Annotated in this window: 6 protein-coding genes; all 6 read right to left on the bottom strand. The window is 33.4% G+C overall.

What is annotated here, in order from left to right:
- Positions 1-112: 112 nt before the first annotated feature.
- The 6 genes from BM246_RS02225 to BM246_RS02200 all read right to left on the bottom strand — a co-directional run bounded on the left by BM246_RS02225 (position 113) and on the right by BM246_RS02200 (position 14,773).
- Entirely contained in the window at positions 113-1,642 is a 1,530-nt protein-coding gene (locus BM246_RS02225) for a sulfatase-like hydrolase/transferase (RefSeq protein ID WP_231961803.1), read from the bottom strand.
- A gap of 54 nt (positions 1,643-1,696) precedes the next feature.
- Positions 1,697-3,088, bottom strand: a complete 1,392-nt coding sequence (locus BM246_RS02220; RefSeq protein WP_074935604.1) for a sulfatase-like hydrolase/transferase — start codon at positions 3,086-3,088, stop codon at positions 1,697-1,699.
- 2 nt (positions 3,089-3,090) lie between these two features.
- Positions 3,091-5,580: a glycoside hydrolase family 2 TIM barrel-domain containing protein gene (locus BM246_RS02215; protein WP_074935603.1), complete on the bottom strand. Its 2,490-nt coding sequence runs from the start codon at positions 5,578-5,580 to the stop codon at positions 3,091-3,093.
- Between the two features lie 14 nt (positions 5,581-5,594).
- Positions 5,595-8,861: a beta-galactosidase, LacZ type gene (locus BM246_RS02210; RefSeq protein WP_074935602.1), complete on the bottom strand. Its 3,267-nt coding sequence runs from the start codon at positions 8,859-8,861 to the stop codon at positions 5,595-5,597.
- Between the two features lie 17 nt (positions 8,862-8,878).
- On the bottom strand, positions 8,879-10,393 hold the full coding sequence (locus tag BM246_RS02205) for a sulfatase family protein (RefSeq protein WP_074935601.1): 1,515 nt from the start codon (positions 10,391-10,393) through the stop codon (positions 8,879-8,881).
- A 153-nt stretch (positions 10,394-10,546) separates the two neighbouring features.
- Positions 10,547-14,773, bottom strand: coding sequence for a hybrid sensor histidine kinase/response regulator transcription factor (locus BM246_RS02200; RefSeq protein ID WP_231961802.1), 4,227 nt, complete (start codon positions 14,771-14,773; stop codon positions 10,547-10,549).
- Between the last annotated feature and the right edge of the window lie 278 nt (positions 14,774-15,051).

Genomic DNA, 15,051 nt, shown 5'->3' with positions numbered 1-15,051 from the left:
CTTATCTCGTGCGGTAATTAGATATGGATAGAATGATAGAACATATGGTCTAAAATGAAAAAAGGCTTTGAATTTTCATCCAAAGCCTTTCTTATTAATACTATTTTTTAGTTTATTTTAATTCGAGTTCTTTAATTTCAATGTCGGATTTACCTCTTAATTTGTGGTAGGCTGCAGTCAATTCAGCTAATTTGTCTTTGTTAGTATTTGCTAAATCATTTTTCTGAGCTCTATCTTCTTTTAAATTATAAAGTTGATATTCATTAGAAATTCCTAATTCAATGTTTACTTGCTTATTCACAGGCTTTCCTTCGTAAGGCGGAATTAATACCCAGTCTCCACTGCGTAATGCTGTTTTTTGACCAGCTTCTAAAATTAAATTTTTTCTACCTTGGTTAGATTTTCCTAAAAAGGCATTTAATAGTTGTTCACTATCATCTGTTTTTTCAGTGCTACCAGTTAAATGGGCTAAAGAGCTAAATAAATCTAATTGGCAAACTACAGCATCTGATACCGTTGGCTCAATAGTTCCTTTCCAGTATGTAATAAATGGCACATGTGTACCTGCATCAAACAAGCTATATTTCCCACCTCTTAAACCTCCGGTAGGAGAGTGGTTTCCTAATTTCTCTACAGCATCATCATTATATCCATCATTTAATACCGGGCCATTATCACTAGATAAAACAATAAGTGTATTTTCTAAGATTTCTTCTGTTTCAAGAGTTTTAATGAATTCTCCAATAACCCAATCGGCCTCTAAAATAACATCGCCACGTGGTCCCATACCAGATTTTCCAACAAAGCGTGGGTGTGGTGTGCGTGGTACATGTGGTTGTTGTAAGGCATAGTATAAAAAGAATGGATTTTCCTTATGTTTTTTTACATAGGTTTGCGCTTCTTTTAAAAAGTGGTCTGCCATGTCTACATCGTTCCATTTTGCAGCTTCGCCACCTTTCATGTATCCAATTCTAGGTATTCCGTTTACAATGCTGTTATTATGGCCGTGGTGCCATTCCATAGATAAAAGTTCTGGATTATCTTTTCCTGTAGGCTCTCCTTCAAAATTTGTTTTGTAACTAATTTCAATAGGATCGTTAGGATCTAAACCGTCTACATGACCATTTCTTATATACACAGTTGGCACTCTATCTTGTGTTGCAGCCATAATATACGATTCTTCAAAACCAACTTCATTTGGTCCAGGAGACACGCGTTCATTCCAATTTACATTTCCTCTACCTAAACCTAGATGCCATTTACCAACGATAGCAGTTTGATAGCCTTGTTGCTTTAACATTTTAGGAACTGTAGTTTGTTCTGTACTTATAATTAATGGAGCTGTACCTGGTAAAATAGCAGCATCTTTATTCCTCCATGGATATATACCTGTTAAAATCCCGAAACGGCTAGGAGTACAGGTTGCTGATGTTGCATAACCGTTTGTAAAACGTACACCACCATTGGCTAATTTATCGATGTTGGGCGTAGAGATTTCTGTTGCTCCATTTGCGCTGATGTCACCATAACCCAAATCATCCAAATAAATGAAAACAATATTTGGTTTGGTTTCTGTTTTTTGAGGTGCTTCTTGCTTCTTTTCGTTTTTACAGCTTACGGATAAAGCAAGCGTAATTATCATAATAGAGCATTTAAAAAATGTTGGTTTAAATAGTTGAATCATAAAGAAATAGCTTTAGTTTGAGTTTGTTGATTTTTTTCTAGTGTGTTCCCATCTTTTTTCTTCTTTAAGCACATTTTCTGCATGTGGATCAAGCCAGTTAGGATCAATATTTTTAGCATCCCATTTTTTATAAGCAGCTTCTAGATTGGCTATGATTTTTGAATTACCATCCGAAATATCATAACGTTCTAAACTGTCCTTTTTTAAATTAAACAGTAGGGTTTTGTTTTTATAAGCACTCTTGTATAGTTTGTAATCTCCTTTTCTTACTGCATATTCAAAGTTTCCAGAAGACCTCCAAAAAAGTTCATCGTGTGGTGCCGATTTTACTTTATTTGTAATGTATGGTAATAAATCTACTCCATCTAGTTGTTTTTCTTTTTTGGCCTTAGCTCCAGCCGCATTTAAGAATGTAGGAAATAAATCTAGAGATGATACAATATTTTGATAATGTTGATTTTCTTTAATTTTCTTTGGCCAAGTCATGAAAAAGGGCACTTTTATACCGCCTTCAAATAACATCCCTTTATGACCTCTATATGGTCTGTTATCTGCATGTTCAATTCTACCGCCATTATCGCTTAAAAATACAATAATAGTATTGTCTTTAATATTATTGGCTACCAAAGTAGAATCTATTCTACCAACATTATTATCAACAGCGTTTACCATGGCAGCATAAATACTTCTACCAGCGTATTCAATATGTTTTGTTTTTTCTAGATATTCTCTAGTTGCTTGATCTGGCGAATGAGGTGCATTATAGGCTAAATACATAAAAAAAGGTTTGTCATCTTTTTTAGAAATATACTTAATAGCTTCATCTGTAAAATCGTCAGTAAGGTACTTTAATTCGTTTTCAGGAACAACCTTACCATTTCTATATATGGTTTGAATATCATTTTTAGATTTCCCCCAATAGTTCATGCCGCCTCCAGGAAAACCAAACCAATGATCGAAACCTTGATTAGGAGGATATAAATCTGGATGATCTCCAAGATGCCATTTTCCAATAGCACTAGTTCTATAGCCTTGTTCTTTTAATGCTTCAGACATCATTTTTTCTGATAAAGGAGTTCCTACTGTTGCATCATTTTCTTGATGATAAGGCATGTTACAATCATGACCAAAACGAGCTTGATAGCGCCCCGTTAATAAACCAGCTCTCGACGGACTGCAATACGGGTGAGATACGTAGCCGTTTGTAAATACAACACCTTGAGAGGCTAACCTGTCTAGATTTTGCGTAGGAATGTCTGTGCTGCCATTAAAACCAACATCGGCCCAACCTTGATCGTCGGTTAGGATCACAATAATGTTAGGTTTGTCTTGACCAAATGTATTATTTATGGAGGTAAATAATATTAAAAATAAAAGGCCTAATGTTCTTTTTCTGAAATTCATTTTTACTTAGTGTTTACAATAATGTTATCTACCTCTAAACCATTAGAAGTTGCTTTTATATTTATAGTTCCTGCTTCTTCGGTGCCTTTAATAATTGCTAAACATTTACCGTAGAAAGCTTTGATGTGATTTTCTTTAAATGATTCTAATGATGCAGAGTTACCATTCCCCACAGATTCTAAAACACCATTTCCGGTTATTTCAAAATTCACTAGGTTTTCAGCATTCGGGCATAAGTTACCATCCTTATCTTCAATTCTAACGGTTATAAAAGACAAGTCTTTTCCGTCTGCATCGATTTCAGTTCTATCAGCTATTAATCTGATTTTAGCAGGTTTTCCAGCTGTTTTAATTTCTTTGGTAGCAGCAACTTCACCGTTTTTATAAGCAACCACTTTAATGCTACCCGGTTGGTAAGGCACATTCCAAGACAATCTGTATTTTGACTTAAACATACCTCTTTTAAATCCGTACCCTGAATCTAAAAAGCCTCTGTATTCTGTGTGCACGTCGGTTAAATCTTTTCCTTTTACTCTTTTTCCGTAAGATTTTCCGTTTACAAATAGTTCAACTTCATCACAATTGGTATAGGCGTAAACAGGAATAGTTTCTCCCTTTTTAGCTTCCCAATTCCAGTGAGGTAAAACGTGAACCATTGGTTCTGTTGTCCATTGACTTTGGTATAAATAAAATCTATCTTTTGGAAATCCACATAAATCTACAGGAGCAAAATAAGAGGCGTGAGATGGCCAATCGTCATTCCAATAACCATTGGTTGTATTATCTCGACCACCATAAGGCGTTGGTTCTCCTAAATAATCAAAACCTGTCCAAATAAACTCTCCTAAAGAATGTGGATTTGCTTCTTGAGCAGCAAATTCAACATCTGGAGAATATGCCCAAGATGGTCCAACAGTAACATCGTAACTAGAAACCTGGTTGGTTTCCTTTTTAACCTTGTAATCTAAGGGTATATCGTAATAACCTCTTGTACTGGTTTGAGAAGATGTTTCAGATCCATAAAAAATCATATCCGGGTTTTGTTCTCTAATTTCACCGTAATATGCCGGTTTGTAGTTTACACCAACAACATCAATTTGATACGCTAATTTATTTGTAAATGATGCAGGATAGTAATTAAAACCAGCAGTTGTTGGTCTAGTGTTATCTTCATCATGGCAAATATCATTAAGCATTTTTGCTATTTTCCAACCATCTGGTTTACCTTGCTCTAAAATTTCGTTACCAATACTCCACATAATAACAGAAGGATGATTACGATCTCTTTTTATCATATCTCGTAAATCGGTTTCTGCCCATTCATCAAAATAATTACTGTAGCCATTAGGTACTTTTGGTAGTTTCCATTCATCAAAAGCTTCATCAATAACAACAATACCTAATCTATCGCAAACTTGTAGCATTTCTGTAGATGGCGGGTTATGACTTGTTCTTAGAGCATTAGCGCCCATAGATTGCATAATTTGCATTTGACGCTCTGTAGCTCTATAATTTACAGCGGCTCCTAGAGGTCCTAAATCGTGATGCATACAAACACCGTTTAGTTCTACAGCTTTTCCGTTAAGGTAAAAACCTTCTTTTTTAAATTCAATTTGTCTAATACCAAATTCTGTTTCAAACTCATCTACAACGTGACCATCAATTTTAACTCGGCTAATGGCTTTGTATAAATTAGGAACACCAATATCCCAAAGTTTTGGGTTGCTTACTTCAATGTCTTGAATTTGTTTTCCTTCGGAATTTTTTTCTAGTTGAATAGTTTGAGTAGATACCGCAACACTATTATTTTCTGTATCTAAAATAGTTGTCTCTAAAGTAGCTTCCGTATTAGAATCTGTTGCGTTTTTTATTTTAGTTTCAATTTTAACAGTTGCTTGTTCTGCAGTTGCGTTTGGCGTTGTAATATAGGTTCCCCATTGCGGAATATGTACGGCATTGTTTATTTTTAAGCGTACATTACGATAAATACCAGCACCAGGATACCATCTTTCCGATAGGACTTCTGGAGCACATTGTACTGCAATAACGTTATCTTCTCCAAACTTGATATGCGGTGTTAAATCGTACTCAAAACCACTATAACCATAATGCCTTTTACCAACATTGTGGCCATTAATAAATACGGTAGAATTATCCATTACACCATCAAATTCTATAGAAATTTGCTTGTTTTTATGGTTAGAATCAACAGTAAAATGTTTTCTATACCAAGCAATGCCATCTATTGGTAAACCGCCATTTCGGGCATTGTGCTTATTATCAAAAGGACCTTCAATAGCCCAATCGTGTGGTACATTTAATTTTCTCCAACTACTATCATCTAAAGTGATGCTTTCACCTTGAGGAATAGTGTCTTTTTTAAATAACCAATTCTTGTTAAAGTCTTTATCGGCAATTAACGTTGGTTTGTTCTCATTACATGAAAACATAAATAGAATTAAAATGAATACTAATATTTTATGAAATTGCATAATTCAATTAGGGTTTAAAATTTAATCGATTTTGGATTTTTTATTGTTGTTTTTAAGTCTGAAGGCAATAAATAGAATTGATATTGATATGTACCAGGTTTTATTAAATATTCGTCGTGAGGTTCAGCACCTGGAGACCAAGTATCATCGCCACCCACACCTGTTTGATTTAAATCGATGTTGACAGTAAAAACATCTCTATTAACTAATTCGTTGGTGTGTTTTGCTTCTTGTAGATTTTGTGTGCTATATGGTATTACACTAAAATTTAGTTTGTCTTTACCAGAAACTAACACCGATTTACCTTTTGGGTTTTCTAGTTTAAACCAACTTATTTCTGTACGGTTTCCGTATTCTTCTGGATAAACATATTGGTAATTCATGCTGTTTACATTTCCAGAATACAAACCAACATGTGCACCATAACTTCTATCTGCATAATTTGGTTGTGGTCCTTTGCCTAAATACGTTACGTTTTGGAATGTATTCGGGATATCGAATTGCATACCTATACGCGGTACATTTGGGGCTCCATGGTTAATTTTAGCGGTGTATGATACTTTTACTTGGCCATTTCCTAAAATGGTGTATTGTAAATTAACTTCCGTTTTTGGTTTTTCAATGGTACCTAGAACATCTATTATAGCTTTTCCGTTTTCATTTTTAACAACCGTAACTTGTTCAGCTTTAAATTGATCGCCAGCATGCATCCAATCTAATTCGTTTTGTTTTTTAGTTGCTTTTCTATATGCTTCATCATTTTCTGTTTCAGCTCTCCAAAAGTTTAATTTTAAAGGTGAAGACATTAATGATGTGCCTTTAGATATATATGAAGTGATATAACCGGATTCTCTATCTATTTGAAGTTTAATGTTTTTGTTTTCAACAGTTAAAGCGTTTTCTTTATCAATGATGTTTAAAGCTGAGGCGCTTTTTACGGTGGTAGCTTCTTTAACAGTATAATTTAATTTAAACTGTTCATTAAAAACGATATAGCCTTTTTTAGCCCATAATTCATTTGATTTTAGCTTACCTTCAATATTGAAATAATAAGCACTAGCTGCATTTAATTTCGGCTTTTTGTAGCTTATTTTTAATGCACTAGTTTTAAAAGGAGCTGTTGTTAATTGGTCTATCGTTCCTTGTTTTATAACCACACCATTTTCTGTTATATTCCAAGACAACTCGTATTTAGATAAGTTGATGGCATGATGTCTGTTTAAGATTTTAAACTCACCTTTTTGAGCATCTATTTCAGAAATTTCTACAGGTTGATTTACTTTTTTACATTCGTACATGGCTGGTTTTGGTGTTCTGTCTGAAGCTATAACGCCATTTATACAGAAACTTCCTGAGTTTGGTTTATCTCCAAAATCGCCGCCATAGGCTAAGAATTCAACACCGTTTTCATCTGTTTTCACAATGCCTTGGTCGATCCAATCCCAAATATAGCCACCTAAAGCTCTGTCGTTTTTATAAATAACATCCCAATATTTTTTCATGTTACCAGTTGAATTCCCCATAGAATGAGCATATTCACACATTACAACAGGTCGGTTATCAATTGGACTTGTATGGTCTATTAAATCTTGTAAGTCTTGTGGTGAAGGGTACATTCTACTTAGCATATCTACCCAAGATGGATCTGTTGGGTTGCCTTGGTTTTTCTTAAAAAACTTTTGTTTGTAGTCTGGATGAGAGGGATCACCTTGGGCACCTTCATAATGAATATAACGTGTTGGGTCAAAATCTTTAATCCAACCAGACATGGCCGCATGATTTGGCCCCATTCCAGACTCGTTACCCAAACTCCACATTACTATACTTGGGTGGTTTTTATCACGTTCCACCATTCTAATAGCACGCTCTAAGTAAGCTTGAGCCCAACTTGGCTCATTTGCTAATTTCCCACGAATACCATGTGTTTCTAGATTTGCTTCATCCATAACATAGATTCCGTATTTATCACATAAATCATAAAAATAAGGATCGTTAGGGTAGTGGGAGGTGCGTACGGCATTGAAGTTAAATTGCTTTAATAGTTTAACATCGGTTTCTATATCTGCTCTAGATACCGTTTTTCCGTTTTTCATGTTATGATCGTGTCTATTAACACCAATCATTTTTACAGAATTTCCGTTAACTAAAAATCTGCCTTTATCATCAATTTCAATTTCTCTAAAACCAACTTTTGTACTAGAGTATTGAATGGTGTTTCCTTTATCGTCTTGCAATTCAAATAAAAGTGTATACAAATATGGATCATCAGAAGACCATTTTCTAGGCGATTTAACTTCAGTTTCAATTAAACCGAAATAGACATTATCACGCTGCGGATATCTTTCTCCAAAATAATCTCCTAATTTTAATGCGTTGTTATTGCCAACTGTATAGCCTTCAGCATCGATTAGTTTGGTTGTTAAGGTCCAATTATCAACCGTAGTTTTTAAAGGATTATCTCCAAAATGGCCTACTTTTTCAATATACTTATCTGTAATATTGGCTATAAAATCTGGTCTTATTTGTAATAAAGCATTATTGTAAGCGTCATCGAATTCTGTTCTAACAAAAAAGTTAGATAAACGTACTTTAGGCACGGCTTTTAAGTAAACTTCTCTTTCAATACCACTCATGCGCCAATGGTCTTGTGCTTCTAAATAACTACCGTCGCACCATCTATAAACTTTAACAGCAATTGTATTTTTACCTTTTTTGATGTTTTTAGTGATATTAAATTCTGATGGTAAACGCGTGTCTTCACTATAACCAACAAACTCACCATTTATCCAAACATAGAATGCAGAAGATACGCCTCCAAAATGAAGAATGATATCTTGTTCATTCCAAGACTCATCGATTTCAAAAGTTTTAATATAGTGTCCAACAGGATTATCGGAGTTATTTATATATGGGAAATCACTAAAAAACGGATAAGTTGAATTCGTGTAAATAGGAGTCCCGTAACCTCTCATTTCCCAGTTTGATGGTACATCTATGGTTTTCCATTTGGATGTATTATAGCTTGTTTCTTGAAAAGAATTAGAGGCTTCAGCAGGCGTAGCCACCCATTTAAATTTCCAATCGCCGTTTAATGTTTTATATTGGCTAGAAGCTTCTCTTTCTCCAGAAATAGCTTGGGCTTCATTATCAAAATTATAAAAAGTTGCGGTTGCCGGAAGCCTGTTAATTTGATTAACCTTCGGGTTCTCCCAATCATTTTGCTGAGCAAAAACAGAGAAGGATAGAATAAATATTAAAAAGCTTAATTTAAATTTTTGCATGGGTTATTTATAAAAATTTATAATGTTTTATTTAAAGCCGAAATGTCTAATGGATCGTCCATGTCTTTTTGAAGCTTTAATAGTTGATTGAATAATGTTTTTACGCGTTCTCTTTGTTCAGGGTTTTTAGAAATGTCATGTATTTCCTCGGGATCTTTTTTAAGATCGAATAACAATACTTTTTCAATTTTAGGGTATACCAAAAGTTTATATCCGTCTTTTCTAATCATCCTTTGGGCATCTTTATAAGCACCGTAAATAGCATGGTAATTACTAGTTTTCTTAGCACCTTTGGCAATGTCTAAAAAAGTATTAAACTCAATATACTTTGGTTTTTCTACACCTGCAATATCTAGTGAAGTGGCCATGGCATCTTGCAAATACACATCTACATTTGTTTTTTTATTCTTAGGGATATCTGGTCCTAGAATTATCATTGGTGGTCTAATACTATGGTCAAATAAGCTTTGTTTTCCTATTAAACCATGTCTTCCCATAGCTAAACCATGATCTGCAGTGAAAATAATATAGGTGTTGTCCATTTTACCAGAAGCTTTAAGCGCTTCAATTATTTTACCTATTTGTGCATCTACGTGTGTAATACTCGCGTAATATTCTTTGGTATGTGTTTTTACAGCTAATTCAGTTCTTGGAAATGGCGCTAAGGCTTCATCTCTAACATTTATACCGCTAGCAATATCCTCATTAAAAGGGTACTTTGGCAAATAACTTTCAGGTAACGATATGTTATCTAAGTTATACATATCAAAATACTCTTTTGGTGCTTGCCTTGGATCGTGAGGGGCATTAAAAGCTAAGTACATAAAAAAGGGATTGTCTTTAGTTTTTGCTTCATCTATAAAAGATATAGCATCATCTTTTAATACTTCACTCCAATGTGTTCCGCCTTCCCAAAAACCACCTTTAGACGTGTCAAAAGACCTCCAAGTGGTGTCGTTAATAGATTTTGGTCGGTTATAACCATTAGGCATAATAGCCTCGTAATCTGGATTTTTTGTTTTAGATAGCGAATCGAATTTTGCAACCATTTTCCAATGATCCCAAGTGTCTTTTGGCATTCCCGGACGCACATGTTTGGTATGTTGAAAAACCTGGTTTGCAGGTGCATCTACATGCCATTTCCCTGTCATGTATGTATCATAACCATTTGTTTCTAGAAGTTTTCCCCAGGTTTTATTTAAGGAGTCTTTTTTTATCCAATTTTTTCTGAAGTTATTTACATTCCAAACAGATCTACCAGAAATTAACATGGCTCTAGAGGCAGCACAAACGGCGCCACTCCAAGCTCCCATGTTGTAAGCATTTGTAAATGTGGTTCCTTCTTTAACCAACAAATCCATTGTTGGGGTTATTATTTCATTATTCCCAAGTGCATGAATAGAAGAGTAAGTTTGGTCGTCGGTAAAAATGAAGACGATGTTTGGCTTTACTTTAGAAGCTTCTTTTTCAACCTTTTTGTTACATGAAGAAATAGCAACTATTAAAAATAAAAAACAGATTTTAATTTTCATGTTTCACGTATAGAAATAAAATTAGTATTTTTTTTTTGATCACGAGTCTAATAGAGACTCGTGAGAAAACTTTTAGAAAAAGTTACAATACAAATTTGATATTTCTACATTTAAATGCGAATCACAGATGGTTTTTAAAGGGTAACAAATGTTTTAAGCATCTGTTTCCCCTTTTTTAGCATCATCAGAATCTGAAAGACTTATGTACTTGCTAGGGATAACTCCAAATTGCTTTTTAAAGCATTTAGAAAAGTATGAAGCCGTGTTAAAACCAGTCATATACATGATTTCTTTAACAGAAAGGTCGCTGGTTTCTAATAACTGTACAGCGCGTTTTAAACGAATATTTCTAATAAATTCACTCGATGAAAGCCCGGTAAGTTCTTTGGTTTTTAAATATAAGTTACTTCTACTCATATTCATTTCTTTTACAAACATTTCAACGCTAAATTCTGAATTCATCATGTGTTTTTCAACAATTTCAATAGCATTTTGAAGGAAAGATTCATCGGAAGATGTTACTGTAATCTCATTCGGTTGTAAAGTAATATCTCTATTAAAACGCTTTCTTAATTCTTCACGATGTTTTAAAATATTCGAAATTTTTAACTCCAAAAGTTCTAAATCAAATGGCTTTCTTATATAAGCATCTGCACCAGTCTTTAGACCTTCAATTTCTTTTTCTTGAGATGTTTTTGCGGTTAACATTACCACAGGAATATGACTAGTTTCTTGAGAGCTTTTAAGCTGATTACAAAATTCTATACCATCCATAACAGGCATAACTAAATCTGTAATTACAATGTTAGGCATAAATTTATTTGCTAATTCTAATCCTTTTAATCCGTTTTCTGCTTCGTAAACATAATACTTCTCTCCAAATCCTTTTTTAATGAAAGATCTAATATCTGCATTATCATCTATAATTAATAATATCGGCAGCTTAGATCGTGATCTCGATATGTTTTGGTCAACAATATCATTCATAAAACTTATGGCATGAGAGTCGGCATCTTCTTTAGTAAGGAAAGTGTTGGATTCAAAAACCTCATGAAAATTTGTTTCATTGTTCGTATTAAAATTTTCCTTGTCTTTTGGCAGCCATACTATAAATTTCGATCCATTTTCCGAATCGCTAATTACTTTTATAATGCCTTGGTGCAGTTCTACTAGATTTTTCGTGAAAGAAAGCCCAATACCAGTACCTTTTGTGTCTTTTTGTTTAGTGATACCTATTTCGGTATAAAAGCGCTCAAAAATATGTTGAATTCTATGTGCAGGTATCCCCGGACCAGAATCTTTAACTTGAATTACAATGTATTTAGATTGCTCTATATCCATTGAAATGCCTTCAGGTTCAATGAAATCTTCACCATCAAATATATCTAAGCTGATAGCACCTTCTTCCGGAGTAAATTTAAATGCGTTTGATAGTAAATTATTTATTATTTTTTCAACAGCATCAGGATCAAACCAAGTTAAAATGGAATGTTTTGAAGCATCTATTTTAAAAAAGATGTTCTTCTTTTTGCTTAAAAATTGAAAAGGTTCTCCTATTTCTTTTAGAAATTCAACAATATCACTTTTACTTAAATTCAGATTCATTTTACCCTGATCCATTTTTCTGAAATCTAATAATTGGTTTATTAACCTCAGTAAATAGTCGGTGTTTTTGCGCATAATTCCGTACTGGTCCTTGGTTTCCTTAGGACTGATGGTTTCGCCTTTTTTTATTAGGTAATCTAATGGACCTTTTATTAGGGTTAATGGCGTTCTGAATTCGTGCGATATATTAGTAAAGAATTCCAGTTTTAAACGGTGAATTTCTTCATTTTTTTCTTTCTCAAATTGGTTGAGTTCCAATTGATGCTTTTTAGCAGAACGTATAATAGTATACCTTCTATAAGCTAAAAGAAGACCTATAGCGATTAGCAAGTAAAGAAATTTAGCGGCATTGGTACGCCACCACGGTGGAATTACATTAATACGTAATTCTACAGGAGTTTCATCCCAAATATTATCATTGTTTGATGCCTTAACCTTTAGTGTATAAGTTCCTGGTTCTAAGTTGGTATATGTGGCGTATCGATTGTCTGATGTTGTGTAAATCCAGTCTTTATCAAAGCCTGCAAGTTTGTATGCGTATTTGTTTTTACTAGAGGCGGCATAGTGTAGTGCGGCAAATTCGAAGGAAAAACTATTTTCAATGTATTTTAATTCAATCTCGTCTATGGAGTTTATAGATTTGTTTAAAATTACGCGTCCGTTGATTTCTTCACCAATAGAAACGGGTTTGTTAAAAATAGAAAAGGCAGTAAGTACAGTTTCTGCTTTTATTTTGTTGCTAATAATGTCTTCTGGATAAAATGCATTAAATCCGTTTACACCACCAAAAAGCATTTTACCGTCCTTAGTTTTAAAGGCAGATAACTCACTGAATTCGTTGCTTTGCAAACCATCATTTACATCATAATTTTGAAAGGTTTCATTTTCGGTATTAAATTTTGATAATCCTTTATTTGTAGAGAGCCACAGGTTTTTTTGATCGTCTTCTAAAATCCCTTTAATAACATTATTGGGCAGTCCATCTTTTTCAGAATATGCTTTGAAACTAATCTTGTTATCTGTTACAATCAGCTTATTCAATCCGCCTCCAAAAGTCCCAATATAGATATCCCCAGATTTGGTTTCAAAAACAGTTAAAATATAGTTGTGGCTTATAGATGTTTTGTCTTTTGGATTGTTTTTGTAAATGTTGAATTTTGGATTTTTTACATGAATTTGATCCGGCGTTAATCTAGATAAACCATTACCTGTAGCAAACCAAATGTTTCCTTTTGAATCTTGAAAAATATCACGAATAATATTGTTAGAAACACTAAATTTCTTGTTTGGATTGTTAGAGAGTATGTCTTTCTTAAAACTAATGCCGTCTTCATTAATTAATCGTCTATGTATACCACCATTGTAAGTGCCTATCCAAATGTTTCCATCTTTATCTTGAAGCAAAGAAAAGACACCGTTTGGAAACTGTTTTAAGGGTTTTAAGTCACTATCTTTTAATTGATTGGTTTTTGATAAATCTGATAAGTCTATTTCAAATAACCCAGGAGAACCTTCACCACCAATAAGTAGTTTTTTGGAGCCTTTTAATTGTATTTCTTCAAGGGCAAATACCTTACTTAGTTTTATAAAATGATGAAATTGATTGTAATTATTGTCATTTGCTGTTTTATTCAAAAAATTTAAGCCGCCACCTTCGGTACCAATCCATAAATTTTGGTTGCTGTCTTCAAAAATGGAGCGCACTTTATCGTTACTTAAACTACCAGGGTCTAAGCTATTTTTAATATGACTAAATTGCTTTTTGTACGGGTCAATTTTATTAATACCACCACCATTAGTTCCAACCCATACAATGCCCGCGTGATCAATAAATATGGATCTTACGGCATTTTTACTCAAGCTAAAGCTAGGGTTTTTGGGGTCGTATTTATATTTGCCAATTAACTCTGGTGTTTTTGTTTCAGAGAAATTAGTAAACTCCAAAAGACCATCATCTGTTCCTGCCCAAATATGATTATCATTTATAGAAACGGCATTGTATGATCCTTTACCTATTAATTGAACCTCTTCAATGTCACTATTAACAACATATCGATATAATCCATCATTGGTGCCTAAAATTAAATTACCATAACTGTCTTCGTTTATCGTTTTTACATCAAAATAGGGTAAATTGATAAGGTTGTTAACGTGATGGAAATAAAAATCTCCATTTTTATCTCTCGATAATTTTGATAAACCGTTAATGCCTCCAAACCAAACTTGGTGTTTACTATCTTCATAAACTGTGCTTATATTGTTTTTAGACCTTGTTGGTTTAGAACTGTTTTGATAGAGGTTGAAATGTTCAAATTTTAAAGAGTCTATTGGTTTAGAGAGATCAGCCATATCTATACCTTCATTACTACCAACCCATAATCTGTGGCTGCTATCACGAAAAAGCACTCTAATATGGTCACTTTTTATACTATCCGGATTGTTTGGGTCACTTTTAAAAGATTTAAACTCTTCAGTTTGTTTATCAAAATAATTTAAACCTCCACCTGTTGTAGCAATCCATAAGTTCCCTTTGCTATCGTCAATAATTTTCCAAATTAAGTTACTGCTTATGCTCTTTGGATTTTTAGAATCTGGTTTAAATATTCTAAAGTTGTAGCCATCATATTTGTTTAATCCGTCATGCGTACCAAACCACATAAAAAGGTTGTCGTCTTGAAATATGGTATTAACGTCACTTTGTGATAACCCATTTTCAGTTGTAAAATGTTCAAATTTTACCGTATTTTGGGCATAACAATACGATACAGTTATCAATAATAAATAAATTATTAGATTGCTGTATTTTCTCTTTTTGTATTGTTTATTGAAGCTGTTCGTCATACTAACAAATATATAAATTAAACAGAGAAAAACTAGGTGTTTTAATTTAACTAGAATATACGTGTTATTGATGTTTTTGCTTAAAACACTGTAAATTAGATTATTAACTTTGTGTTTCTTATTGATGGATTTAAAATTATAACATATGTTCTAGCTTTTAGAACATATACTATAACCCAAAACACTTTTATCAACGAACTTTATCGAATATT

The sequence above is a fragment of the Algibacter lectus genome (assembly GCF_900112395.1).
Lineage (GTDB): Bacteria > Bacteroidota > Bacteroidia > Flavobacteriales > Flavobacteriaceae > Algibacter > Algibacter lectus.
This window is presented reverse-complemented; position numbering and strand designations above follow the sequence as displayed.

What these genes read in the sequence shown, in the direction of transcription:
- BM246_RS02225 (WP_231961803.1), bottom strand. Translation starts at nt 1,642, where the DNA reads ATGATAATTACGCTTGCTTTATCCGTAAGCTGTAAAAACGAAAAGAAG.
- BM246_RS02220 (WP_074935604.1), bottom strand. Translation starts at nt 3,088, where the DNA reads ATGAATTTCAGAAAAAGAACATTAGGCCTTTTATTTTTAATATTATTT.
- BM246_RS02215 (WP_074935603.1), bottom strand. Translation starts at nt 5,580, where the DNA reads ATGCAATTTCATAAAATATTAGTATTCATTTTAATTCTATTTATGTTT.
- BM246_RS02210 (WP_074935602.1), bottom strand. Translation starts at nt 8,861, where the DNA reads ATGCAAAAATTTAAATTAAGCTTTTTAATATTTATTCTATCCTTCTCT.
- BM246_RS02205 (WP_074935601.1), bottom strand. Translation starts at nt 10,393, where the DNA reads ATGAAAATTAAAATCTGTTTTTTATTTTTAATAGTTGCTATTTCTTCA.